General features: G+C 30.4%; 25 protein-coding genes. 18 read left to right on the top strand and 7 right to left on the bottom strand.

Annotation, left to right across the window (positions count from 1 at the left end; genetic code table 11):
• The first annotated feature begins 21 nt into the window (after window positions 1-21).
• The 7 genes from ACWJKP_RS13510 (at window position 22) to ACWJKP_RS13480 (ending at window position 6,527) form a co-directional block, all read left to right on the top strand.
• Window positions 22-1,434: a phosphoglucomutase/phosphomannomutase family protein gene (locus ACWJKP_RS13510; RefSeq protein ID WP_165412272.1), complete on the top strand. Its 1,413-nt coding sequence runs from the start codon at window positions 22-24 to the stop codon at window positions 1,432-1,434.
• A 247-nt stretch (window positions 1,435-1,681) separates the two neighbouring features.
• Window positions 1,682-2,146 (top strand): C-GCAxxG-C-C family (seleno)protein, encoded by a 465-nt coding sequence (locus ACWJKP_RS13505; RefSeq protein ID WP_165412273.1) that lies wholly within the window; start codon window positions 1,682-1,684, stop codon window positions 2,144-2,146.
• A 12-nt stretch (window positions 2,147-2,158) separates the two neighbouring features.
• Window positions 2,159-3,112: a TDT family transporter gene (locus ACWJKP_RS13500; RefSeq protein ID WP_462961210.1), complete on the top strand. Its 954-nt coding sequence runs from the start codon at window positions 2,159-2,161 to the stop codon at window positions 3,110-3,112.
• A gap of 281 nt (window positions 3,113-3,393) precedes the next feature.
• Entirely contained in the window at window positions 3,394-4,554 is a 1,161-nt protein-coding gene (locus ACWJKP_RS13495; protein ID WP_224578879.1) for a cell wall hydrolase, read from the top strand.
• A gap of 765 nt (window positions 4,555-5,319) precedes the next feature.
• Complete coding sequence (gene gloA2, locus ACWJKP_RS13490; protein ID WP_165412275.1) at window positions 5,320-5,706, top strand: SMU1112c/YaeR family gloxylase I-like metalloprotein; 387 nt, start codon at window positions 5,320-5,322, stop codon at window positions 5,704-5,706.
• Between the two features lie 268 nt (window positions 5,707-5,974).
• Window positions 5,975-6,145 (top strand): hypothetical protein, encoded by a 171-nt coding sequence (locus ACWJKP_RS13485; RefSeq protein ID WP_165412276.1) that lies wholly within the window; start codon window positions 5,975-5,977, stop codon window positions 6,143-6,145.
• Window positions 6,146-6,320: 175 nt separating this feature from the next.
• On the top strand, window positions 6,321-6,527 hold the full coding sequence (locus ACWJKP_RS13480; RefSeq protein WP_165412277.1) for a hypothetical protein: 207 nt from the start codon (window positions 6,321-6,323) through the stop codon (window positions 6,525-6,527).
• A 111-nt stretch (window positions 6,528-6,638) separates the two neighbouring features.
• On the opposite strand, the gene ACWJKP_RS13475 is transcribed toward ACWJKP_RS13480, so the two are convergent.
• From ACWJKP_RS13475 to ACWJKP_RS13460, 4 genes are all read right to left on the bottom strand, one after another.
• Complete coding sequence (locus tag ACWJKP_RS13475; protein WP_165412278.1) at window positions 6,639-6,872, bottom strand: hypothetical protein; 234 nt, start codon at window positions 6,870-6,872, stop codon at window positions 6,639-6,641.
• A gap of 111 nt (window positions 6,873-6,983) precedes the next feature.
• Complete coding sequence (locus tag ACWJKP_RS13470) at window positions 6,984-7,625, bottom strand: ABC-2 transporter permease (RefSeq protein WP_165412279.1); 642 nt, start codon at window positions 7,623-7,625, stop codon at window positions 6,984-6,986.
• Entirely contained in the window at window positions 7,625-8,485 is an 861-nt protein-coding gene (locus ACWJKP_RS13465; RefSeq protein ID WP_165412280.1) for an ABC transporter ATP-binding protein, read from the bottom strand. Before ACWJKP_RS13465 ends, ACWJKP_RS13470 begins: the two co-directional genes overlap by 1 nt.
• Window positions 8,482-8,862: a GntR family transcriptional regulator gene (locus tag ACWJKP_RS13460; RefSeq protein ID WP_165412281.1), complete on the bottom strand. Its 381-nt coding sequence runs from the start codon at window positions 8,860-8,862 to the stop codon at window positions 8,482-8,484. The genes ACWJKP_RS13465 and ACWJKP_RS13460 overlap by 4 nt, the downstream gene beginning before the upstream one ends.
• A 310-nt stretch (window positions 8,863-9,172) precedes the next feature.
• Between ACWJKP_RS13460 and ACWJKP_RS13455 the strand changes: the two genes are divergently transcribed.
• Window positions 9,173-10,912: an ABC-F family ATP-binding cassette domain-containing protein gene (locus tag ACWJKP_RS13455; protein ID WP_462961209.1), complete on the top strand. Its 1,740-nt coding sequence runs from the start codon at window positions 9,173-9,175 to the stop codon at window positions 10,910-10,912.
• A 70-nt stretch (window positions 10,913-10,982) separates the two neighbouring features.
• On the opposite strand, the gene fliB is transcribed toward ACWJKP_RS13455, so the two are convergent.
• Together fliB and ACWJKP_RS13445 are read right to left on the bottom strand one after the other, a co-directional pair.
• Window positions 10,983-12,203 carry a flagellin lysine-N-methylase gene (gene fliB / locus ACWJKP_RS13450; protein WP_165412283.1) on the bottom strand — a complete coding sequence of 407 codons (1,221 nt, stop codon included), beginning with the start codon at window positions 12,201-12,203 and terminating at the stop codon, window positions 10,983-10,985.
• A 240-nt stretch (window positions 12,204-12,443) separates the two neighbouring features.
• Complete coding sequence (locus ACWJKP_RS13445; RefSeq protein ID WP_165412284.1) at window positions 12,444-13,604, bottom strand: metallophosphoesterase; 1,161 nt, start codon at window positions 13,602-13,604, stop codon at window positions 12,444-12,446.
• Window positions 13,605-14,070: 466 nt separating this feature from the next.
• Here ACWJKP_RS13445 and ACWJKP_RS13440 point away from each other — a divergent pair, with 466 nt between their 5' ends.
• From ACWJKP_RS13440 to ACWJKP_RS13420, 5 genes are all read left to right on the top strand, one after another.
• The gene (locus ACWJKP_RS13440; RefSeq protein ID WP_165412285.1) at window positions 14,071-15,420 is read left to right on the top strand and encodes a DUF4317 domain-containing protein; all 1,350 of its coding nucleotides are present in this window, start codon (window positions 14,071-14,073) and stop codon (window positions 15,418-15,420) included.
• A gap of 100 nt (window positions 15,421-15,520) precedes the next feature.
• Window positions 15,521-15,949: a hypothetical protein gene (locus ACWJKP_RS13435; protein ID WP_165412286.1), complete on the top strand. Its 429-nt coding sequence runs from the start codon at window positions 15,521-15,523 to the stop codon at window positions 15,947-15,949.
• Window positions 15,924-16,310 (top strand): HEPN domain-containing protein, encoded by a 387-nt coding sequence (locus ACWJKP_RS13430; RefSeq protein ID WP_165412287.1) that lies wholly within the window; start codon window positions 15,924-15,926, stop codon window positions 16,308-16,310. Before ACWJKP_RS13435 ends, ACWJKP_RS13430 begins: the two co-directional genes overlap by 26 nt.
• A gap of 433 nt (window positions 16,311-16,743) precedes the next feature.
• Complete coding sequence (locus tag ACWJKP_RS13425; RefSeq protein ID WP_202881859.1) at window positions 16,744-17,001, top strand: hypothetical protein; 258 nt, start codon at window positions 16,744-16,746, stop codon at window positions 16,999-17,001.
• 126 nt (window positions 17,002-17,127) lie between these two features.
• Window positions 17,128-17,538: a peptide deformylase gene (locus tag ACWJKP_RS13420; RefSeq protein WP_165412288.1), complete on the top strand. Its 411-nt coding sequence runs from the start codon at window positions 17,128-17,130 to the stop codon at window positions 17,536-17,538.
• Window positions 17,539-17,757: 219 nt separating this feature from the next.
• Here the strand turns inward: ACWJKP_RS13420 and ACWJKP_RS13415 are convergent, their stop codons facing one another.
• Entirely contained in the window at window positions 17,758-18,528 is a 771-nt protein-coding gene (locus tag ACWJKP_RS13415; RefSeq protein WP_165412289.1) for a MerR family transcriptional regulator, read from the bottom strand.
• Between the two features lie 189 nt (window positions 18,529-18,717).
• Here ACWJKP_RS13415 and ACWJKP_RS13410 point away from each other — a divergent pair, with 189 nt between their 5' ends.
• From ACWJKP_RS13410 to ACWJKP_RS13390, 5 genes are all read left to right on the top strand, one after another.
• Window positions 18,718-19,575 carry a RidA family protein gene (locus ACWJKP_RS13410; protein ID WP_224578882.1) on the top strand — a complete coding sequence of 286 codons (858 nt, stop codon included), beginning with the start codon at window positions 18,718-18,720 and terminating at the stop codon, window positions 19,573-19,575.
• Window positions 19,576-20,047: 472 nt separating this feature from the next.
• Window positions 20,048-21,562: a 4Fe-4S dicluster domain-containing protein gene (locus tag ACWJKP_RS13405; protein ID WP_462961208.1), complete on the top strand. Its 1,515-nt coding sequence runs from the start codon at window positions 20,048-20,050 to the stop codon at window positions 21,560-21,562.
• Window positions 21,563-22,170: 608 nt separating this feature from the next.
• The gene (locus tag ACWJKP_RS13400; protein WP_224578884.1) at window positions 22,171-22,878 is read left to right on the top strand and encodes a hypothetical protein; all 708 of its coding nucleotides are present in this window, start codon (window positions 22,171-22,173) and stop codon (window positions 22,876-22,878) included.
• Between the two features lie 93 nt (window positions 22,879-22,971).
• The gene (locus ACWJKP_RS13395) at window positions 22,972-23,157 is read left to right on the top strand and encodes a hypothetical protein (RefSeq protein ID WP_224578886.1); all 186 of its coding nucleotides are present in this window, start codon (window positions 22,972-22,974) and stop codon (window positions 23,155-23,157) included.
• Window positions 23,158-23,196: 39 nt separating this feature from the next.
• Window positions 23,197-23,697: a hypothetical protein gene (locus ACWJKP_RS13390; protein WP_224578887.1), complete on the top strand. Its 501-nt coding sequence runs from the start codon at window positions 23,197-23,199 to the stop codon at window positions 23,695-23,697.
• The last annotated feature ends 219 nt before the right edge of the window (window positions 23,698-23,916 follow it).

Raw genomic sequence — 23,916 nt, 5'->3', positions numbered from 1 at the left:
ATTAGTAAAGGAGTTAAAAATATGATTAAATTTGGTACTGGTGGATGGAGAGCTTTTATAGGCGAAGATTTTACAAAAAAAAATGTACAACTTCTTTCTCAAGCTCTTGCAAACCTTATGAAAAATGAAAAATGTGAGGGCAGTGGTTTTGTAATAGGTTATGATAATAGATTTTTATCTGACAAATCAGCAAAATGGGTTTCAGAAGTAATGGCTGGAAATGGAATAAAGGTTTTTTTAGTAGGAAAATCTGCACCTACCCCTCTAATAATGTTCACTGTGAATTCTTTAGATGCATACTATGGTGCAGCTGTAACAGCAAGCCATAACCCAGCTGATTACAATGGACTCAAAATATTCACCAGGGGTGGAAGAGATGCTAAAGAAGACGTTACAAGAAGTCTTGAAGAAATTATAAACAATATTACTATAGATGATGTTAAGCTTGTTATCTTTGATAAAGGAATAGCAGATGGTTTAATTGAAATTATAGATCCGTTTAATGAATTTATAGATTCAATTATCAGCATGATAGATATAGAGTCTATAAGGAATAGCAAACTAAAGGTAGCTCTTGACCCAATGTTTGGAGTTTCAAAGACTTGCCTTCAAACTATACTTTTAACTGCAAGATGTGAGGTTGAAATAATAAATAATAGACACGATACCTTATTTGGTGGAAGATTACCTTCCCCAAGCACACACACACTACATCGTTTAAAGGATTTAGTAGTTGAAAAAGGATATGATATCGGGATAGGAACAGATGGGGATGCTGATAGACTTGGAATCATAGATGAAAAAGGTAACTTTATTCATCCAAATGATATTCTTTCTGTGTTATATTACTATTTATTAAAGTACAAGGGATGGAAAGGTGGAGCTGTAAGAAACCTTGCAACCACTCACCTCCTAGATAAAATAGCAGCGAGCTTTGGTGAGGAATGCTACGAGGTTCCAGTTGGTTTCAAGAACATAAGCTCAAAAATGGAAGAAAAGAATGCATTAATCGGAGGAGAAAGCAGTGGTGGATTAACTATTCGTGGGCATATTAAGGGAAAAGACGGAATATTTGCTGCTAGCCTTCTAATCGAATTGCTTAGTGTAACAGGAAAAAGCTTATCGGAATTACTTGAAGAAATTCATAAGCAATATGGATATTTCTACATGACAGAATCTGATTATAAATTCAGCATAGAAGACAAGGAACGGATTAGGACAAAACTTTTCATAAATAAGTTAATCCCAAATTTTGGTTATAAAGTAGAAAAAACAAACTACGAAGATGGCTTAAAGGTATATTTTAGAAATGGTGGCTGGATTATAGCAAGATTCTCTGGCACAGAACCGCTTTTAAGAGTATTTTCTGAAATGGAAAATGAAGCTATGGCCAATGAAATAAGTAATATTATGAGAGAATTCTTAAACTTATAAGTATATTAATATTGCAGCACAGAAGGTGATGATTTAATAAAAGGTGTATTTTATACCTAATTATGGTATAGAATACACCTTTTATTTTTTGATTTAATTTTAAAAAGTTACCCATAACAAAAGAAATTGTGTTCACAATTTGTTTGCGGCCATTGGTGGTGTCCATGTGTTTCAATTAACTAGTGGACTTGCTGTAATATTACATATATAATAGTATGTGGAATATTTTATTAAAAGGGGGCAATTTATGAGAAATGAAGTAAGTATTAAAAAAATAAGAAGAGATGCAGAAGAGTCATTCAGAAAAGGTGATTTTTTTTGTTCCGAAGCTATTGTTAGCTCAATAAAAAACAACTTTGAAATTCCAATGCCAGATGAGATGATTGCAATGTCTTCAGGATTTCCTCTTGGAATAGGAAAATCAAAATGTGTTTGCGGTGCTGTATCAGGCGGAGTAATGTGCATAGGTTATTTCTTTGGGAGAACAACAGCTGGAGATCCTAAGGTGCAAAATGCTCTTAAGTTTGCTAATGAATTACAAGAGAGCTTTAAAAATAACCATAAGGTGTTATGTTGTAAAGTCCTTACTCACGGAATGGACATGACTTCTGGAGAACATCAAGCACAATGCATTTCCTTTACTGGGGAAATAGCTGAAAAAGCTGCGCAAATTATAGTTAGAGAGCTCGGCCTTGTAAATATTGATGAATAAGGTGGTAAAAAAATGAAAAGCCTGATAGAAAAAACTCCTGTACCAATTGCAGGGTTAATGTTAGCTTTAGTAGCAACTGGTAATCTATTATTATCTTATGGTGATATATACAGGAACATCTTTGGAGTTGTAGCTTCATTAATATTAGTACTCCTTATATTTAAGATATTTTTTGATACAAAAAGTGTAGTAGAGTCTTTTAAAAACCCAGTTGTTGCCAGCGTAATGATTACTTTTACTATGGGTTTAATGATTTTGGCAACTTACATAGTTCCGTATGCTCATTCAATATCCTTTGGTGTGTGGTCTTTTGGTTTATTACTGCATTGTTTTTTTATAATTTGTTTTACGGCAAAATTTATTTTTAACTTTGATATAAAAAAAGTTTTTCCAAGCTATTTTGTAGTTTATGTTGGTATTGTGGTAGCAAGTATGACTGCACCTACCTATAATTTAATTAGTCTTGGAAAAGGTATTTTCTGGTTTGGCCTTATATCATATTTATTATTGTTGCCTATTGTGATTTATAGGACATTCTTTATTAAAGGAATTCAAGAGCCGGCACTACCAACTATTTCAATATTCGCCGCTCCAGCTAGCTTATGTTTAGCTGGATATTTAGCATGTTTTACTGTGAAAAATAATTTTATATTAGGCTTTTTAGGAGGTCTAGCATTTATAATGTTCTTAGTGGTGATTTTGTATTTACCAAAGCTACTTAAAACTAAATTTTACCCAAGTTATTCTGCTTTTACTTTTCCAATGGTGATAAGCGCAGTTGCTATGAAGCAACTTAATGGGTATCTAGTTAATATTAAAGAATCAATATATATGTTAAAATATTTGGTTAAATTCCAAGAAGTACTAGCTGTTTTAATCGTTATTTATGTTTTAGCAAGATACTTTAAATTTCTTTTTCTTGAGGATAAAATCTCCAAAAATTCTAAAATAGACGAAGCGATCTAAACATATAATAAATAGGACTGTGATTAGATTCGATATAAAGCTAATTATAGTCTTTTTATTACTTATATTGGAAGAAAAAAGCTTGAGAAGCTATTAACAGAAAAGCCTCAAAATGAACAGAATATATATGATAGACAATTTGATAACTGGGCGTCATATTACAAATAATTCAAAGACCAATATTTGCTAAACATATCTCTGTATGTTATTATGTTCAGATGATAAAAACTTTTAAACATAATATATTTAAAAATAAAATATTATGTAGGGGGAATGGAAAATTGAACAAAAAAATTATTTCAGCCGTAATGGCACTTGGCGTAATTATAAGCGCTAGTTCTACTAGCGTATATGCAGATTCTGCATCAGATAAGGCAAAAATTCATCAGGTTCAAACTCAAAGAAACGACCTTGAAAGCAAAGTTGAGATTATGAACAATAAGCGTGAAACAATTATGTCTAATATCGATAGTAATGAAAGCAGTATAGCTATAACACAAAAGAATATTAAGCAAACAAAAATAAATATTGAAAAAGCAGAGGTTGATATCAAAGCAGAACAGATTATTTTTAATAAAAGAATGAGAGTAATGTATATGAATGGGTCATCAAGCTATATAAACATTATGCTAAGCTCAAATGGTATGGATGATTTTATATCCAGAGTAGAAAATATTAAAAGGGTAGTAACATTTGATCAAAAGGTTATGAAAAATATGAAAACAAAAGAAGCAGCAATTAATTTAAAGAAGATAGCGCTAGATGCAGAAAACACAAAGTTGCTATCTTTAAGGGTTGAGAATAAAAAGAATTTAGCGATTTTAACAGAACAAAAATCAGACCAAGATGTATTAGCATTAAAATTGAATGCCCTAGAAAATCAATATGGCGCACAACTGGTAATAGATCAAGCTAATGAAGCAAGACAAGCAACAGAAGAAAAACAAGCATTAATTGATTCAAAAAAAGCTAATAACAAACGGAATGAATCTCCTAAACAAGTTGTAAAAACTCCAGAAATAGCTAGTTATACTTCAGTGCAAACTAAACCTATAGCAATCAAAAATGACTCAAGTGATTTGGACTTGCTATCAAGATTAATAACTGCCGAAGCAGGAGGAGCATCTTATAAAGCTCAAGTTGCTGTAGGCGCTGTAGTTTTAAACAGAGTTAAGAGCAGCAGTTTTCCAAATTCAATCAGTGCTGTTATTAATGAAAAAACAAATGGTTTTTATCAATTTACTCCAATACTAAATGGTAACATTAATAGACCTGCACAGGCAAGTGCTGTTAAGGCTGCAAATGAAGCACTCAGTGGAAATGATCCAACAAATAATGCACTGTTTTTTTATAGTGGTAGTGCACCTAAGGGCTTGACTTTACAGCAACCAGTGTCATTAAGAATAGACGATTTAACATTTATTAAAATGCTAGAAGACTGACTATAGAGTATTTTTGATAACTTCTTAACTAAAGATTTAATTTTAATACAATCATATATATTTATTGCTTAGGACTACATAATTATTAATCATCTTAAACTCAGATGTTGTTACTGGGATGGTACAGAGAATTATTATGAATAAGGGAGTTCACTTTGTGAACTCCCTTATATATATACAAATATTTAATTTTGAACTAAGTAGAGATTAGTAATTTTTTTAACTAAAGTATTTTTCTTTGTCTTATCACATATCTTAAAGACCTCTTATTTATAAATTGTACTAACCTCTAAAAACTTTAACAACTTAATTTGAAACATTGGACTATCCCCTTTCTATTAGCAATTCTTTTAGTTTATCTAATGAAGGTTAATATCTTTGTGGAATCACTTCCATCTCTTGTACTAATTAAATTCTGTTGTTTTGTTTATAAATTAATAATATCATAGTAATAGATGTTTGTAAACAACTATTTTCAATTAATAATAAATGTTATTTAAGAAGAAATTTCAATGATTGTTAGTGGAGGAGGGATATATAAATAATAATGATGAGTATGAGTAAAAAATATATGCATTTACATCTCCTATATTAATAATACGCTGGTGTGAAAAAATTTGCAAACTAGTGATTTAAGTAGAATATATGTTAGTATTAAAATATCATATGTATATATTAATAGAAAACTAAATGCTTCACAGTATTCTTAAACTGTGGTGCATCCGAAAGAAAATACGTACGTAATATAAAGAAGGAGATAAAAAAATGAAGTTAAATAAGATTCATCATATAGCTATTATTTGCACAAATTATGAAAGATCTAAAGAATTTTACGTTAATGTTTTAGATTTGAAAATCATTAAAGAAACATATAGAAAAGATAGAGAATCATATAAGCTCGACTTAGGTGTTGGAGAGAATTATCAAATAGAATTATTTTCTTTTCCGCAATCACCTAAAAGGGCGAGCTATCCTGAAGCAAGAGGACTAAGGCATCTTGCTTTTGAGGTAGATAACATTGATGAGGCGATAAAAGAACTGGCTGATAAGAATGTAATTTCTGAGCATATTAGAATTGATGAGATTACGGGGAAAAAATTTACTTTTTTTAGTGATCCAGATGATTTACCTATAGAATTATATGAAAAATAGTAGGATAGCATTTTAAAATTGACAACTGTATGTCATAGCATAAATATCTTTGAAGAGCTTTTTTAACTTGAATAATTTCCCAAGGGTCTGGCCCATTACAGAGATAAAACAGACAAGCAGTGTTGCTCAAAAGGCTGTTTGTAGGGTATAATAAATTAGTAAAATAACAAGACCTACCTTGAAAATATTTATCGTGAATATTAATTTAGAAGGTATTAGTTATGAAGTTTTTTTAAGCCGTAAAAAATAAAAAAAAGAGGGTAAAAATATGAAAAATGATATAAACAAAAACATGGAAATAATGAAAAAAATTATTGAAGAAAGAAAAGCAAAATCTTCCACGCAAAAAAATAATAAGAGAGCATCAATCTATGGATCACAAAGCGCATCATCAGGTAATGGCGGAGGTTTAGTTGGTAAAAATAACAGGGGTCAATGAATAAATTCCCTTGTTATTAATAAAATATATGTAACTCTAAAAGTTTATTTCATAGAGAAATCTAGGGGTAGGCTTTTTTTTATTGATTAGCAACTCTCAAATTCAACTAAATATGATATTATCATTAACTTATGGGCATTATAATATAAAATAATTAGTAAAGGAGATGCTTTTTATGAGTCAAAATAAAACCATAGCTGAAAACAATCAAAATATTATACCTAATAGTGAAAATAGTCTGAGCCAAAATATGACCATGAAACAAAAAGATCAAAGCCTTATGGCTAATAGTTTAGATAGTGAAAATGCTAAAAATGGATATAAGGTTAATGGAAATGCTAGCGTGCAAGCTGCTAATCAAGGAACTAGAAATAAAAACTAGATGAATTAATTTACTTGGAAATCTTAAAATGTGAAAACACAGTAGAGTTATACTTTCTCTACTGTGTTTTTTATATAAATTAACAAGATAGTGAATTAATTAATACAAAAGTTAATTTATTGGTGTACATATTCCTTGTGTAAATTGCGTAATTGCGCCAGTATTAATGTTTACTAAATATAAACATAAGGAATATTCTTGTTCAGGATTAACAGGATCTTTGTAAGATTTTCCTATCGCGTAATAATCATCACCATTATAAATACCTGTTCTCTGGAATCTTTGATTAGTTGTATTAAAAGTTTCGTTAGTATCTAATTTTACTTTTGATTTAACTAAATCCATTGCCTGTAGTTAAATACACAAAGGGGAACAGCACACATATTATTACTACTGGGGTTGGTAAAGCATGCATAGTTATCGCTCCTTTCTCAAAATGTATAAGTTATACTGCTGTTATAGCAATTCTTTCTTTGAGTAAATGTTTATAGATATATTCATAGAAATAAAGAGGATAGCAATTATAGCCACAATCGGTATCAAGTACTGGACCAATATAGGCATTGCAGACAATACCGTAAAATCGAGTTTAATATTGGCTTTTATTAATACAGTCAATAAAAATGGAGTTCCCATGATCAATATCATGAAGAAATACTTTGTTTTTTCAAAGCCAAATTTATATTGTACAGGTGTGTATACGCCAAATAGGATTACTGAAATCAGCAGTGCAATAAGATAGTTGTATGGAGTAAGATATTCAATTTTGACAAATAGCAGTGCTAATACGTTATATGCCACACAGCAATAAGCAAAGATCAATAGGAGAAAAGCATATCTTGCTTTTACAAGACTACTGCGGGAGTATGGCGTAGAACACAGCAGAGCTTCAGCTTTAGGGTATTTCATTTCGGCCATCAAAACATATTGATACAACATAAACACCGAAAAAATCACCGATAACAAAAAAGCACTAAGCCCCCAAAATTGGGATGGTTGTATCATCATAAAAAGGGGTATAGCAAATGGAAAAGTAACTAAAAGCAGCAAATATTTTTTTATAAGTAAGATATCTTTTTTAACAAGATGTACCAGCATTATTTTCCCCCTCCTTCGACATAGCCCAGCATAATATCTTCTATGGTAGGTCTTTCAACCAAAATGTCTTTTATGCTTTTTTGAACTTGAGATAATTTATTGGTGATACCAGTAAATCCAAATCCTGTTTCTTGAATATTTAAGAACAGTTTTCTGGTTTCAATAGTCAAATCCTTGCTATCACCTTTTACTAATCGATGGGTATCAATCAATGTATCCTTTTCTTCCTCGAATAAAATTTTGCCATTGTTAATAAGAATTATCATATCTGCAACTTTATCAAGATCTGAAGTTATGTGAGTTGAAAAGAAAACGCTCTTGCCACCTTGTTTCATATAATCTGTCAAGATATTCATGAATTGGATTCGAATTAAGGGGTCAAGTCCACTTGTAGGCTCATCCATAATAAGTAAGTCTGCCTCATGGGAAAGTGCCAAAGTTAATGCGAACTTCATACGCATACCTTTTGAAAGTGTTGAAATCTTTTGGCGTGGATTGAGTGAAAAACGTTCCATATAGGTTTTGTAATCCTGCTCATTCCAACTTGAATACGACGGTGCAATAATGCTTTTCATTTCTTTCATTGTCAATTCATCATAAAAGCAGCCATCATCCAGCACAACTCCAATACGGTTTTTCAACTCATGCCCATGTTTATCAATATCCTTTCCAAAGAATTTGATAGTACCGGCACTTCTCATTACAAGACCAAGAATGGTCTGTATAGTGGTTGTTTTACCAGCCCCGTTAATACCTATAAAACCTGTAATACAATCTTCCTGTAAAGAAAAACTAACATCGGAAAGGGCAAATTTATTATAAGATTTATTTAATCCTGATACTTCTAATACATTGTTCATTGTTCATCCCCCTCATATAAAATATTCATCATTGCATTTAATTCCTCTTTAGAAATTTTTAACGTCTTTGCTGTTTGAATTAAGTCCTGCATTTTTTGTTCAACAATACGCCGTTTAGAGTCACGAAGCAGCTCTAAATTACCAGCAGAAATAAAAGTGCCAATGCCCACCTGACTTGTAATAAATCCCTCTTGCTCTAATTCATTGTAGACACGACGAATAGTAAGAATGCTTACTTTCAAATCAGTGGCAAAATTTCTGATAGATGGAAGTGGATCACCCTCAGACATCTCACCTTTAAAAATAATATCTTTTAGTTGGTCTTTTATTTGTTGGTATAGGGGTATATTGGATATATTTGAAATTAAAATCTTCATATCACCTTATCACCTCCCTAAGTGTATAGTGTGTATTAACTTAACACACACTATACACTTAGGTTGTGTTTTTGTCAACATGTTAGTGGGTACCCGGCTCGCAAAGACTTTTTAGAATTAACGGATATCACGAGAAGCTTTAATATGAAATGATTGAATTTAGTCGTAAAAAATGTTATGCTAACAATGGTAAACTCAGTAGAATGTCTTTACTACATAAAAATCAAGTGTAGAGTTGCAATTGAAAATACAATATATTGAAGAGCTTATTTTTATAGGCTCTTTTTTAGTGATAAAGAGAGGTAATAATATGATAAAAATTGATAACTTGTCCTACTCATTTCCGCAAAAGGATCTATATAATAATATTTCATTTACATTAGAAGATGGTCAACATTGTGCTTTTATAGGAACAAATGGCAGTGGAAAAAGTACACTGATAGATATAATTATGGATCCAGAAAAATATATGTTCGATGGTAAGTTAGAGATGGACCCAAATTGTAGAATTGGGTATGTAAGTCAATTCTCGCAACAGGGCGAAATGAAAGAAATTACAGTTTTCGAATATATAGGGGAAAAATTTATTAAACTACAAAATGAAATAACATCTATTTGCAGTGAAATGGAAACATCTTCGGATATTGATTCTTTACTAGAAAAGTATCAACAAACTTTAGACGCATTTGATGCAATTAATGGGGATGATTTCGAAAACATCATTAATAAAAACTTAAATCTTGCAAACTTAAGCAAGTATAAAGATCTAATGATATCTGAACTTAGTGGTGGGGAATTCAAGCTTATTCAAGTAATTAAGGAAATGCTAAATAGTCCAGACTTAATGATTATGGATGAACCCGATGTGTTTTTAGACTTTGAAAACCTTAATTCGCTTAAAGATCTAATTAATTCGCACATTGGAACAATGTTAATTATTACGCACAACAGATATATATTGAATCATTGTTTTAATAAAATTCTACACCTTGAAAACATGGAGATCCAAGAGTTTGATGGAAACTATATTGAGTATAACTTCTCATTACTTCAAACTAAAATTGAGTTACAAGAACTAGCTGCTACTGATAATGAAGAACTTGAGAGAAACGAGATCTTAATAAAGAAGTTAAGATTTCTCGCAACTGAGTATAATCAATCTTCTAAAGGGAAAGCTCTAAATGCTAGAGTTAAAATTCAAGAAAGATTAGAAAAAAGTAGAATTAAATCGCCATTTGTAGATATTAAACAACCGAATATCAGTTTAGTTACAGATAATGAAATCGAAGAAACCATTGTTTTAAAAGTTAATGATTACAGTGTTGCCTTTGATGATATGCTTCTAGAAAATGTTAACTTTGAGATTAAATCTACTGATAAAGTAGCTCTTATCGGTTCAAATGGTGCCGGGAAAACGACGTTACTTCGAGAAATATTTAAAAACAATCATGATTCTATTGAGATAAATGAAGATGTTGAAGTGGCTTATTTGTCTCAACTTCAAGGCAAAACACTAAATGAGTCTAATACGATACTTGAAGAGTTCTTAGATGCTGGTTTTAAAACTAATCAAGAGGTTAGAGCATATATTTCTGGTTATGGTTTCGAAGAAGAAGCCATTAATCAAAAGATAGGGGCTTTATCTGGTGGAGAAAAAAATATGCTTCAACTGGCCAAAGTTTCTGCTAGTAAAGCAAACATTTTGCTTCTTGATGAACCGACAAGTCATTTAGACACATATTCACAAATAGCACTGGAAAAAGCCATAGAAAACTATAAAGGTGCGATTCTTATGATTTCTCATGATTTCTATTCTATAGTAAACTGTATGGATTTTGTTTTAATCATTGAAGATAAGACAATTAGAAAAATGAGTATGCGAAAATTTAGAAAGATGATTTATGCTAATCATTTTGACAAAGACTATTTAGAAATTGAACAAAAGAAAAAATTAGTTGAAACAAAAATAGAATTGGCTTTAAAAGATACTGATTTTACGCTTGCAAAAGTTTTATCGCAGGAGTTAGAAGAGCTGATTAAGTTACTCTAAATTTAGCAAAGTTTAAGTGGAAATATTGAGTTCTCTTGTATATACATTGAGAACTCAATATTTTTTATTTTTATAAAAGTGTTTTAGCAAATTGTATATTATCAAGTTTATTTTCTTTCATGTAATTTATTGAGTCAATTAAAAAAGTTCTGTGATGTTCTATGGTCTTCGATAAAGATTGAATAAATTCAACTATATTTTCTTTGTTATCCTGTTTATTATATAGATAGTTACCAACTAAATAAAATCTAATAAATGAATATCTTACTAAAAGCATAATATATCCATCGAATATTGATTCTGATTCAGAAAATGGAAACATATAGTTATACATAAAATTCACCAAATAATTTTCGAAAATATAGCTATTATTATTCATAAAATTTTCAGTATAATCTTCAAATGCGTTTATGTACATTTCTGAATGTTTACTAATGTCGCCACCTTCATCAAACTTGAATCCAGCTATAATTTGCTTAGTATATTCCTTAAAATAAAGACTATCCACTTCTTTAGATACATTTAAGAAGCCTATTATCTTTTTGAAAAAATCTATCTGAACAATATAACTTAATTGATCTCTTTCATAACCATCACTAACTAAGTTCATATCATATTCCCTAATAAATTTAGGTACATTACCATACTTGTATTTAAGTTCTTCTTCTAATGTTTTTATAAAATCACCTAATATATAAAGTCTTTTACTTAAGTCGAACTTTCTGTTTTGTATTATTTCAACACTTAGATTTCTAATTTCTTTAAAATACTTAAAAGCTGAATTATCATATTCTTTAGAGCTGGTTTCAATATCACCTGATAGTATATGTTTGCCTAAAGTTTCTTCACTTTCTTTGAATACAATTCCTTCTTCTTTTAGTAAAATAATTCTTGCAGCTTCCGGACAGGCAATATCAAGTGATATTTCATAACATGTATCTACTTTATTAATTATTCTAGGAAAAGATGTGCAAACATTTGAAAGATACTCTTCTCCAATTTTGGAATAAATAATACAATAATTTTCGTCATCTAAAAAAGCACACCTTTTTCCAGTTTTTAATTCTATTTTTCCATAATCTATATCAGGACTTAGGTATTCATCATTATTATGTACATTTTTTTGAATCATCCGCTTCATTTCTTTGTCTTGAACCTTATAATATTGCCTAAAGGTAACCTTATCGATATCTATATCCCATCCAATACAACAGCTATCTGTACATTTTCCACCTATACATTTAAATTCTTTAAGATAGCTCGGATATCTCATTTTTATATTTTTTTCCATTGTATACTTCCTTTGTATATAAATTATTTCAAGTTTTCTGTTTCATATTTATTTTACTATAGTATTTTAAGTCTGTCAGATGTATTTTCATTGCCAAGGGTCTGACCCTGTTGTGGGGACATGCTTTGCTGGACCCACTTACTAATTAAACCATAAACCATAAACCATTAAGGAAAAGCTACTACATTACTTTAAACTAAGAAATATAGTAGCTTCGTCTACATAATAAATAACTATTTATTATTTGAGTTTAAGATTTATTTCAACAATTTCCGAGCGGCTACCTATCCTAATTGGAGGTCCCCATGTTCCATAACCTGAAGATACAATAAATTGAGAATTGTTCTTTTTTAAATACCCATAGTCTATTTCAAAAATTCCATTGGTTATAATATTTGCAGGAAATATCTGACCTCTATGGGTGTGACCTGATAGTTGTAAATCAATCCTCTGGTTTTCAGGTTCACTTAAATTTACTGGCTGATGATCCATAAGCAAAAATGGTTTTGACTTATCTAAATCCTTTACTAAGGATGACAAATCTTTTCTTTTAATTTTTGTAACACGCTCTAAGGATGGGTCTTGTCTACCTACAACATAAAAGCTATCACTTACCAAAACTGAAGTATCACGCAGCACAGTTATACCTGCATTCTCAAAATTTTTAACTACATCATCTACATTACTTCCCATTCCATCATGATTACCAAGGGAGGCATACACTCCATATTTGCTTTTAATCCGCCTAAAGTTATCACTCATGTTTTCTTTTACAAAAGGGTCAATGCTACTATCAATAATGTCTCCAGGTATTAACACAATGTCAGGTTTTAAATCATTGATTTTATTTACCATACCTGTAAGCCTATTATTATCTACCATAATTCCAAGATGAATGTCCGAGACCATAATAACCTTCAAGGTCTCTAGATTACCCGCAACTTTATCAACATTTAGATCATATTTTGTTACTCTTACGCTACGAGCACTCCAAGTACCATATATCATTACACCAAATATAAATGCAACTACTAGACCCATTACTATTAACGAAACATTAGTATCGCCAGATAAACTTCTTGGGAGAATTATAATTTTTCTATTTATAACTCTTATTAAATCTATTATAGGCAATATTAAAATAAGATAAAACATTATTGCCATCCAATATGATCCTATAATATTTAATTTAGTTGATATTATTGCTGGTATGAAAGAAGGTATAAGCGTTGTTACAATATATGATGATGCTATTATTGAAAACAGTATCCAATATATTTTGGGATTTATAAAAGGAATATGGCGAAATAGGTTCTGCCACATCCTTAAACCTATATAATAATTTATGCTTCCATACAAGCAAATAAATAAAATAGCAATAAGTATCATTAATCCATTCATTTTTTTGCTCCTTCATATTGTTTTTTTTATTATAAAATTTTATACTATATAAAATTATACCATGATGTTGTGTTTTCGCACAGTCTATTGGTGAGATTGCAAAGATTAATTACCAATAATTCATACTATAGGGTTAGAAAAACAAATACCATAAATTAAAAAAAATTTAAAAATAAGAGTTTTAATTGATATCTCTTCCAAATTAGAACAAATACTGTTCCAGTTTCTGGCAAGGGCCTGGCGCCTTATATAAATTGGAAGTGAAACGGACAAACTATGTTGCTATTCTATTCTCAATAGAAATCATTTAAAAAACTGATATATAAATCCTTTATTTTCTGTAAAAAAAATACTATAATTAATAACGATAATATATTAATTATAGCTACAAACAAAAAATACTAAAGACAAACCACTTCAACTATAAATTTACGTAAGGTTTGTCTATAAATTGAGGAGCTTATACATGAGAAGAAAAGATATACTTGAGTTAAAAAGACGTTTTAAAAAAGAACAATGTACCTTCACTAAAATGTGTGGCTGCTATGTTAATGGAGAAAAACATACTATTTTAAAATTTAGAGAAAGCTTTCTAAATTTAGATGAGGATGAATACTTTAAATATTTAGATATTGCTAAAAAAGTAATGTCTGGAACTATTGGGAATAATATTTTAGAACTTAATTTTTCAACTGATGAAGATTTTACAAATGAAAGACAAATTTCGCTTATGCAGCTTAAAAACAGTCAATTAAAAGATGATGCTCTTGTAGGTAACCTTTATGATTTAATTATAGACAATTATGATTACACTGGTAATTTTTTAATACTCTTTTTTCATGATGCTTATGATGTTGTTAGCAAAACCAGAGATAATATAAAGATAGATGAATCTGAAGAAGTATATGAATATGTGTTATGTGCAATATGTCCAGTTTCACTTTCAGAGCCTGGTCTTAGATACTTTGAAGAAAAAAACGAAATTAAAGCACGTATTAGAGATTGGGTAGTCGAGTCCCCAACTAATGGCTTTGTGTTTCCTGCTTTTATTGATCGTAGTTCAGATGTTAACTCTATTATGTATTATACAAAAAATGCAAAGGATACACATACTGAATTAATGGAAAATGTTCTAGGTTGTCTTTCAAAACAAACGGCTACGGTGCAAAAGGAAACATTCCAATCAATTATTAAAGATTCTTTTAGTTCTGATGAAAATAAAGCTGATAAAATTTTTATGGATATACAAGAAAATCTAAGCACTATGATAGAAGAATACAATGATTTAAACGATGATGCAGATTGTGAACCTATAAGCTTAACAAAGAAGGATATACAAAAACTTTTAATAGAAAGTGAAGTTCCCCAGGAAATTACTACTGAGATTGAAAATTCCTATGTAGAGAACTTTGGTGATGATATCACAATAGCTAAAAATTTAATTGACGCAAAGGCTCTTAAGGCAAATGTGCAAAGAAAAAAGGAAGAACGCCTTTACAAACAAGTAGAAATACTTCAAGCTAGACTTGATCAAGTTAAACAAGAGAATACTATAGATAATGAAACTCACCTGTCTACAGAAGTTAATGATGATAATGTGGTTTTAGAAGAAGCTCTAGAAACTAATTTAGAGAAAGTTCCAGATGCATATTCAGAAGATAATAATGGTACCCCTCAGTATGATGTTATACTACAAGTAAAACCCGAAAAAGTATCTCAAATAAAATCTCAAATAATTAATGGCCAAAAATGCATAGTTATTCCTATTAATGACAATGAACAAACTACGGTTAATGGTATAGATAATTTGATTTAAAACAACTAACTTTACACCTTTCGACAAGTGACAGTCACCCTTTGTTATTTACACTCAATTTATGTAGTGATACAATATAAGAATAGGAAGGTGAAATATTATGATAGAATGTTTAAAAGATTTCTATGCATTAGATAATATTTTTAATACAAGTAATAATACCAATTATAGATTTGAAAATTTAATTGGGTTGGATAATTATGAATGTATACATCCAGTCAAACAAAGGAAAGTTTATGAAATTGCTAATCTATTATTAAAAGATAATGTTGGTAAGCACATCACTGATATTATAGTGTTTGGTAGTGCCACAACGCTTTTCTGTAGTAGCTTTAGTGATATTGATATAATCGTTTTAGGTGATTTTTCTGAGTTTTATCCAACTGTAGATTTACACGAGTTTGGAGAAATTGATTTATTTGGATATAATAAAAAACTATTCCTTAGTGATATGGAAAATAATAATTTTTATAGGAACGCTTGGGCGAAAGGGGTAAGAATATATGAGCAATTATCTGCATCTTGCTAAGAGTGATTTGAAGTATGCGAATTTTGGTCTTACAAATTGCACAGACGAAGTAGAAATTAATTATGCGGCTTATCATGTAAATCAAGCAATTGAAAAAATAATTAAAGCACTTTTAGAGCTTAATGGGAATGATTTGACTGACAGAAAGTATAAGACATATAATATAAGTTATTTAATTTCGTCTCTTCCTAAAGGGACACAGGTGCCGAATATAATAGTCGAAAGGAAATTTGAAATTATTAGATGGGTATCAGAGCCAAGATATAATGTGAATTTTAGAGAATCTAAAGAGGATATTTTAATTATATATACTGCAACATTTGAGTGGCTTAATCAAATCATGTTGATGCAGAGTAGATAATGTTTATTTTATTTTTACTGCATTTCTAGTCTTTAACAAGTTAAAAGGGAATTCAAATGAATTTCCTTTTAATATATTCGTATAGTCAATCCACCATGTTATCATCTGCAATAAAATCTACATAAGCATTCTTCTCCCTAAGCTTATTAATATAAACCACTGCACACCTAAATGTCTTTTTATTCTTTGGATTTTATTATCTCACTGAAAAATTCGCAGGCTTATTGTAACATTTACAAACTACTATTCAATTTGAAGTCAATATATTTTTCAAAACTAATTACAGTTTTGAATTTACAATAAAAGAAGATAGTATAAAAGGGATGAATGTATTAATATTTCTTATCAGCTATGTTATCATTGATATAGATGTTTAGTATTTAGAGAACAATGTTTGCGATAAACAATAACTAAATAAAGGGGAAATGCAATCTTGGTAAAGGATAAATTAAAAGACCATATTATGGAAACTGTTGAAAATCAAATAAAGGATAACAATCCTAAATGTACAACTGAAGTTTTTGGAAAATTAGTAGCTTGTGGATATGCACAAGATATGGCAAAGAAAATGATTGGAGCAGTTTTAGTGGAAGAGCTATATTATGTTTTGAAAAACGAGGAGTTATTTAATGAAGAAAGATATAGTGAAAAATTAGATAAGTTACCATTATTAATTAAGAAATTATATTGAATTCATAGAAAATGTATAGTAAAATCAAATTTTGCTATGCATTTCCTAATACAAGCTCCATAATGTATTTGTACAATAGAGGAATCATTTAAAAATATAAATAAGACTAAAGAAGGAGTATAACATATGGTTAGATCAATTATGAAAGACATATTCTTTCTTAATCAAAAATCAGAACTTGCTACAAAAGCAGATGCTCAGGTGATACAGGATTTGCTTGATACGCTTAAAGCAAATAAAGAAGGCTGTGTAGGAATGGCAGCTAATATGATTGGTGTCAAAAAAAGAATTATTGTGATCAGTATGGGTGATATGAACGTTCCGATGATTAATCCTGTGATAGTGAATAAATCGGGTCAATATGAAACAGAAGAAGGATGTCTTTCACTTATAGGTGTTAGAAAAACTAATAGATTCAAAGAGATAGAAGTAGAGTATTTTGATTCGGGATTTAAGAAGCGAAGGGGAAAATACTCAGGATGGATTGCTCAAATTATTCAACATGAAGTAGACCATTGTAATGGGATAGTCATATAGAAAAAAGGTAAGAGCACTGTTCAAGGTGCAATCATATTATTTATTTATTTATTTATTTATTTTTGTGACTTTAGCATAATAATAAAGATTTCGCTAAGAATTAACTTGGTGGAATCTTTTTTTGTAAGTAATTTTAAATAAGATGTTATAAAAAAGTAAAAACTTTCAGTTTTTACAACGACCTCTGAGGTCGTTACATAAACTGTAAGTTTATGTTTGCTATTCAGGGGTTTTTATGAGCGAAGCGAATTTTCTAATAGGTATTTGTATTTCAGATACATATTCATTTTCAGAATCTGAAAAGTCATAATCTACTATATTTTTTTCGATATCTTTATAGGGTCCTAAAAAAACAACACAAGCAAACTCATTTTCTGGAATCGTTATCAAATCCAACTCTACTATATTTTCAGTTGACAAGATTTCGATGAAATATTTAAATTTATTAAAATTTCCACTTGTCATGTTTTCTCTTGAAAGAGAAGTGTATACTTGACCTTCAATAAGCCAGGAACTGAGCTTTAAATATTTTTCGTTTTTTTTAACGGATTCTTTAAGTTCGTACTCGTTTTTACTATCTTTAATGTCTAAAACCACTCCAATTCTTTGAGTCAAGCGCTTTATCTTTACAATATTCAGCTCATGTTTTATATTTTCGAGTAGCTCAAGTTTTGTATTTATTTTGTTTTTTAAATTGACTAACTTATTTATTTTTACATCAATTTCCTCTTCCTTATTTTTTAGTAAGGTCATTAAGTTATTTGTGTTTTTATTATTCATATATCTTTTAATATCCTGTAATGAAATATCAAGATTTTTAAAAAATAGGATTCTGCTTAGTTTGAAAAAATTCCGAACACTATAGAATCTGTATTTATTTACAACATCACAATTAGGTTTTAAAAGATCGATTTTGTCATAATGCCTTAAGGTATCTGTGATTATATTAAAAAGCTTCGCTAATTCTCCAATTAAAAAAGTATCCTTCATAATTATGTCACTTCCATTCTATAAATATTAAACTATTTATCACTATTATTATAAACCACTAAGTAACATTAAAGCTATTAAAAAATATGAATGTAACCTATTGACATTAGAGCTAGTCCAAGGTTTATGATTTACTTAGATGAATTTTAATGATTCTATCAATAAATATTACAAAAGGGGAATACTATCATGAGTGGTTATAACACAGTATTAGCAAGAAATACGGAAAATGCTCCAAAAGGTATCGGTCCATATTCACAAACTGTAGCTTTCTCTCATTACAATAATCTTTCAGCTCAATTACCTATTGATCCAAAATATGGTAGAGTGGTAGCTGGTGGTGTAAAAGAGCAGGCTGGACAGTGCTTAAAGAATATCAAGGCAATTTTAGAAAGTATCGACGTTCCTTTTGACGATATTGTTAAAATTAATATACTCCTTAAAAACCTCTCGGATATTGAAGCCGTAAACGAAGTTTATACAACATTTTTCCCAGACTCGGCTATCGCAAGGGCCGTGGCCTATGTCCCTGCACGGACAACAGTTGCAGCTTCAGCTTTGCCTATGGATGCTTTGGTACAAATTGAAGCAGTGGTGTCACACGGAGATGGTACACCACCACAACTTGTTGAAGACAGGCATGGACTCATCATAGCAGCAAACAATACGGAAAATGCACCAAAAAGTTCTCTATATACACAAACTGTAGCTTTTTCTCATTACAGTCATATTTCAGCTCAATTACCTTTAGACCCAAAAACTGGTGAAATGGTAGCTGGTGGTGTAAAAGAGCAAGCTGGACAGTGCTTAAAAAATATCAAGGCAATTATAGAAAGTGTCGATCACGTTATCGACGATGTGGTTAAAGTAAATATATTCCTTAAAAATATTGCAGATATTGATGCTGTAGACGAAGTTTACACAACATTCTTCCCAAGCGGTGTTCCTGCACGAAGAACAGTTGGCGTATCAGCTTTACTTAAAGATGCTTTAGTCCAAATCGATGTAGTTGTAGCAAACGCTGAAGGAACACCTCCAAAAGCATAACAGGTATTTGTTTGTAAATACAGGAACTATCAAAGTTACTTGTTAATGTCGATGGTGAATGCGAAATCGCATATCATAATCATAAAAAGGAGCTGTCTCAAATGAAAATTGAGACAGCTCCCGTTTTTTAACAGCGTAGATGAAAAAGCATCGAGATTTTAGCCGATTATGGCAGAAATCTTGATCCTTTTTTACTTTTCGGGCATAATAAAAAAAGATGGATTGCTCAAATTATTCAACATGAAGTAGACCATTGTAATGGGATAGTCATATAGAAAAAAGGTAAGAGCGCTGTTCAAGGTGCAATCACAGCAATTAAAGAAAAATTCATGATAATTAACCAGTTATAATATAAAAACTATAAGTAAAATAAATACATAAACAAATTTGACTGAATTATTACTATATGATATTCTAACGAAGAATATATATATGTAGTTTTTATAAATATTAAAGCATAAAAGGAGTAATAATGAAATACGAATATAAAACACTTACTGATATTAGACACAAAGTTTTTACGGCCGTAAGTAAGATGGCCTTTGAAGACAATTTAAAAGATATAGAGAATATTCCATATGAGATCATTCGTGGAGAGGTGGGTAAGTATAGAGAAAGTACATTTCTTGAAAGAGCAATAGTTAGTGAGCGAATCCGTTTGGCAATGGGACTAAATTTAAGACCAAGTGATAAACCAAGATCAATTACGGAGGGATTAGAGGAGGCAACAAAACCTTCAAAATATTATGAACCGCCACTTGTAAATATTATAAAATTTGCTTGTAATTCTTGTCCAACAAATAGCTATGAAGTTACAAATATGTGCCGTGGTTGCCTAGCACACCCTTGTGTAGAAGTTTGTCCTAAAGGCGCAGTTAGTATGGCTAATGGGAAAAGTGTTATTGATCAGGAAAAATGTATAAAGTGTGGTTTATGTGCTAAAGTGTGTCCGTATTCAGCAATAATAAAACATGGGCGTCCATGTGCCATGGCATGCGGAGTGGATGCAATATATACGGATGAATATGGCAGAGCATCAATAGATTATGATAAATGTGTTAGCTGTGGAATGTGTTTGGTAAATTGTCCTTTTGGAGCAATATCCGATAAAAGCCAAATATTTCAACTAATTCAGGCAATTAATCAAAAGAAAGAAGTAATTGCAATTGTAGCTCCATCATATGTGGGGCAGTTTGGTAGAAATGTTGGATTTAATGATTTTAAAAGAGCGATGATTACAATTGGATTTAAAGATGTTGTTGAAGTTGCGATTGGTGCAGATATTTGTACAATTGATGAGGCAAAAGATTTTATAGAAAATGTACCTGAAAAACTTTCCTTTATGGGTACTTCATGCTGCCCTTCATGGTCTGTTATGGCTAAAAAATTATATCCTGAATATGCTGAAAATATTTCAATGACTTTGACTCCAATGGTTTTTGCTGCTCGACTTGTGAGGGAAAAACATAAAGATGCAATGATTGTTTTTGTTGGGCCATGTAGTGCGAAAAAATTAGAAGCTTCCAGAAAAAGCGTAAAAAGTGAAGTTGATTTTGTAATTACATATGAGGAGTTATCTGGAATGTTGGAAGCCAAAGAAGTAGAAATAATTGGTACAGATATGAGCTTGAGTAATGAAGCAACTGGTTCAGGAAGAGGCTTTGCGGTTGCAGGTGGAGTCGCTAAGGCTGTAGCTGATTTGATAAAAAAAGAACATCCAGGGCGAGAAGTAAAGATTAAAGCTGCGAATGGACTGAGAGAATGTAGGGAGATGTGTAATGATGCCATAAAAGGAAAGTATGATGGATATCTCATTGAAGGAATGGCGTGTCCGGGTGGCTGTGTGGCTGGAGCTGGGTGTATTGTCAAACCTAACATGGCTGGTGCTCAGGTTAAACAAGCGGCTAAAAATTCTGAGCTGAAGATTTCAGATGAGTCTAAATATGCTGATAAACTTTACTTGTTAGACGGAAAAAATCTAGAGTAGGAATAGAAAATATTATTTATTTATTTATTTATTTATTTATTTTTGTGCCATTGGGAATAAATATTTATATAATAATGTATATATTCTTAAAAGAAAGCGTTGGACTGAATTTTTTGATTCTTTGTCAGAATTAATTATAGCTAAAGTGTATTAAAATCGTATTTATTATACAGTAAAACCCACAACTATTCAATTAGTTGTGGGTTTTCTTACAATGAATTTGTGCGGAAAGCCCACTCCTTAAGGTGTGGGATGGATAGCACTTGTCGATAGGCAATAAAAGAATTATAAAAAAAATAATAAAGGAACAAATACAACACTATAATTAATTATCATTTTTGTATATTGTCCAAGGGATAGGAGAAAATACTATTAATATCTAGGGTAGAAGAAGACTTAAATACATAACTAAGGGGATTAAATCGTCTCCTGCGGAGCTGCAACATCTTCGTAGAAGATGCATTAATGACTTCAGAAGGAGATTTATACTTCCACTGAAGTTTTCTGTTTGTTAGGGTATGTACTTCCAGCTTATAGAAGTGGGAGACTTCCTTCTGAAATGTCGTTAAAATTGAAACTTCAACTATAGAAAAGGAGGTGAATATTCAGTGGCAAAAAAAGAAGCCAAACGACGGTTCGTATTGAACCTAAAGCTTAATCTTGAAAATTTTGAAGAAAAGATATTGGATAAAAGATTTGAAATCGGAAGAAAAATCTATAATTCAGTTTTAGGTAAAACTCTAAGTAGGTATAATAAAATGAGCAAGACTAAAAACTGGAGGAAAAATCAATCTGAATTATCAAATATTTATAAAAATAAATGGGACAAGAAAGAATTGAGTAAGCTTTGCACTCCGTATTTTGATATTAAAAATGCAATGCTTAAAGAATTTAGGCTAATCGAATATTCACTTCATGAAGATGTAAAATCAACGCAACATACATTTAAATATAATTTAGACAGCTTCACTGCTCAGAAGATTGCATCTAGAGTATGGAAATCTTTAGAAACTAATTTGTTTGGTAAAGGTGAACAAGTTCACTTTAAAGGCAGAAACAATCCGTTAAATTCATTAGAAGGTAAATCTAATGGTACTGGAATAAGATACGATATTGAAACAAATACGCTTAAATGGAAAGGGTTAAAGATTAAAACAATGCTTAATATAAATAACCAATATGAGATAGATGCTTTAAGGAATAAAATATGTTTCTGTAGAATTAAAAGAAAATTTGTACGAGGGCATTATAAATATATACTTCAAATAGTTTTAGATGGAGTAGCTCCTACTAAGTTTAACCAAGCGACAGGATAAATTAGAAATGATATAGGCCTTGGATATTGTGGAATTGACATAGGCACACAGACAATTGCTTATACTTGTGAATCTGATGTTAAGCTATATGAATTGGCTCCACATGTACAAAACATTGAAAGTGAAAAACGTAGAATTCAAAGATATATGGATAGAAGTAAGAGAAAAACTAATCCTAATAATTTCGATGAAAATTGCACTATAAAAAAAGGTGTTAAATTAGAATGGAAATATTCAAATAAATACGTAAAAGCTAAGAATAAACTTAAAGATGTATAAAGGAAACAAAGGGATATAAGAGAACAAGATCATAATATAATGATTAATGAAATAGTAAAAAATTGCAATGCAGTCTATGTTGAAGAAATGAACTTTAAAGGATTGCAAAAACGTGCTAAAAATACAACTACTAATGATAAAACTGGAAGGATTAACAAGAAAAAGAGATTTGGCAAATCATTAGCAAATAAAGCACCTAGTAAATTTTTAACAATGCTAGAAAACAAGCTAAAATCTAAAGGTGGAAAATACTTTGAAATTAATACATGGCGAGTGAAAGCTTCACAGTATAACCACTTAAATCAACAATATAGTAAAAAGAAATTATCACAAAGGTGGAATTATTTTGAACATAATGGTAAACAAATTAAAGTCCAACGGGATATATATTCGGCATACTTAATTAAAAATGTTAATGATGATCTATGCAGTATAAATTTTGATGCATGTAATAAAGATTTTGAAAAGTTTTTATTGTTGCATAATAAAGAAATTAAAAGATTGCAAGGATTAGATAATTTAAGTAGTATGGGAGTTTAGAATAAAAAAATGTCTTGAAACGGGCATTATGCTATCGCTAACGGGTTGGTTGCAATCCTTGATGGTGAAATTTTTGGGGAAAATAATTAGTGTTAATATCATTCGTGATATTAAAGAAAGTTATTTAGTACCTAAGAACCCCATGCTTTTAAGCGTGGGAGTTTCAGGTTTTAATTTAATTATATTAGAGAGATCAAGGATAATTGTAAATAATAATGA

The sequence above is a fragment of the Clostridium sp. CM037 genome, from assembly GCF_055081095.1.
This window is presented reverse-complemented; position numbering and strand designations above follow the sequence as displayed.

Excerpts from the sequence above, each read along its gene's own strand:
- ACWJKP_RS13455 (WP_462961209.1), top strand. The coding sequence starts at position 9,173 with ATGATAAAAATTGATAACTTGTCCTACTCATTTCCGCAAAAGGATCTA.
- ACWJKP_RS13435 (WP_165412286.1), top strand. The coding sequence starts at position 15,521 with ATGATAGAATGTTTAAAAGATTTCTATGCATTAGATAATATTTTTAAT.
- ACWJKP_RS13500 (WP_462961210.1), top strand. The coding sequence starts at position 2,159 with ATGAAAAGCCTGATAGAAAAAACTCCTGTACCAATTGCAGGGTTAATG.
- ACWJKP_RS13485 (WP_165412276.1), top strand. The coding sequence starts at position 5,975 with ATGAAAAATGATATAAACAAAAACATGGAAATAATGAAAAAAATTATT.
- ACWJKP_RS13440 (WP_165412285.1), top strand. The coding sequence starts at position 14,071 with ATGAGAAGAAAAGATATACTTGAGTTAAAAAGACGTTTTAAAAAAGAA.
- ACWJKP_RS13390 (WP_224578887.1), top strand. The coding sequence starts at position 23,197 with ATGATTAATGAAATAGTAAAAAATTGCAATGCAGTCTATGTTGAAGAA.
- ACWJKP_RS13445 (WP_165412284.1), bottom strand. The coding sequence starts at position 13,604 with ATGAATGGATTAATGATACTTATTGCTATTTTATTTATTTGCTTGTAT.
- ACWJKP_RS13415 (WP_165412289.1), bottom strand. The coding sequence starts at position 18,528 with ATGAAGGATACTTTTTTAATTGGAGAATTAGCGAAGCTTTTTAATATA.
- ACWJKP_RS13475 (WP_165412278.1), bottom strand. The coding sequence starts at position 6,872 with ATGGATTTAGTTAAATCAAAAGTAAAATTAGATACTAACGAAACTTTT.
- ACWJKP_RS13480 (WP_165412277.1), top strand. The coding sequence starts at position 6,321 with ATGAGTCAAAATAAAACCATAGCTGAAAACAATCAAAATATTATACCT.
- ACWJKP_RS13470 (WP_165412279.1), bottom strand. The coding sequence starts at position 7,625 with ATGCTGGTACATCTTGTTAAAAAAGATATCTTACTTATAAAAAAATAT.
- ACWJKP_RS13410 (WP_224578882.1), top strand. The coding sequence starts at position 18,718 with ATGAGTGGTTATAACACAGTATTAGCAAGAAATACGGAAAATGCTCCA.
- ACWJKP_RS13460 (WP_165412281.1), bottom strand. The coding sequence starts at position 8,862 with ATGAAGATTTTAATTTCAAATATATCCAATATACCCCTATACCAACAA.
- ACWJKP_RS13405 (WP_462961208.1), top strand. The coding sequence starts at position 20,048 with ATGAAATACGAATATAAAACACTTACTGATATTAGACACAAAGTTTTT.
- ACWJKP_RS13505 (WP_165412273.1), top strand. The coding sequence starts at position 1,682 with ATGAGAAATGAAGTAAGTATTAAAAAAATAAGAAGAGATGCAGAAGAG.
- ACWJKP_RS13510 (WP_165412272.1), top strand. The coding sequence starts at position 22 with ATGATTAAATTTGGTACTGGTGGATGGAGAGCTTTTATAGGCGAAGAT.
- ACWJKP_RS13430 (WP_165412287.1), top strand. The coding sequence starts at position 15,924 with ATGAGCAATTATCTGCATCTTGCTAAGAGTGATTTGAAGTATGCGAAT.
- gloA2 (WP_165412275.1), top strand. The coding sequence starts at position 5,320 with ATGAAGTTAAATAAGATTCATCATATAGCTATTATTTGCACAAATTAT.
- ACWJKP_RS13420 (WP_165412288.1), top strand. The coding sequence starts at position 17,128 with ATGGTTAGATCAATTATGAAAGACATATTCTTTCTTAATCAAAAATCA.
- ACWJKP_RS13465 (WP_165412280.1), bottom strand. The coding sequence starts at position 8,485 with ATGAACAATGTATTAGAAGTATCAGGATTAAATAAATCTTATAATAAA.
- fliB (WP_165412283.1), bottom strand. The coding sequence starts at position 12,203 with ATGGAAAAAAATATAAAAATGAGATATCCGAGCTATCTTAAAGAATTT.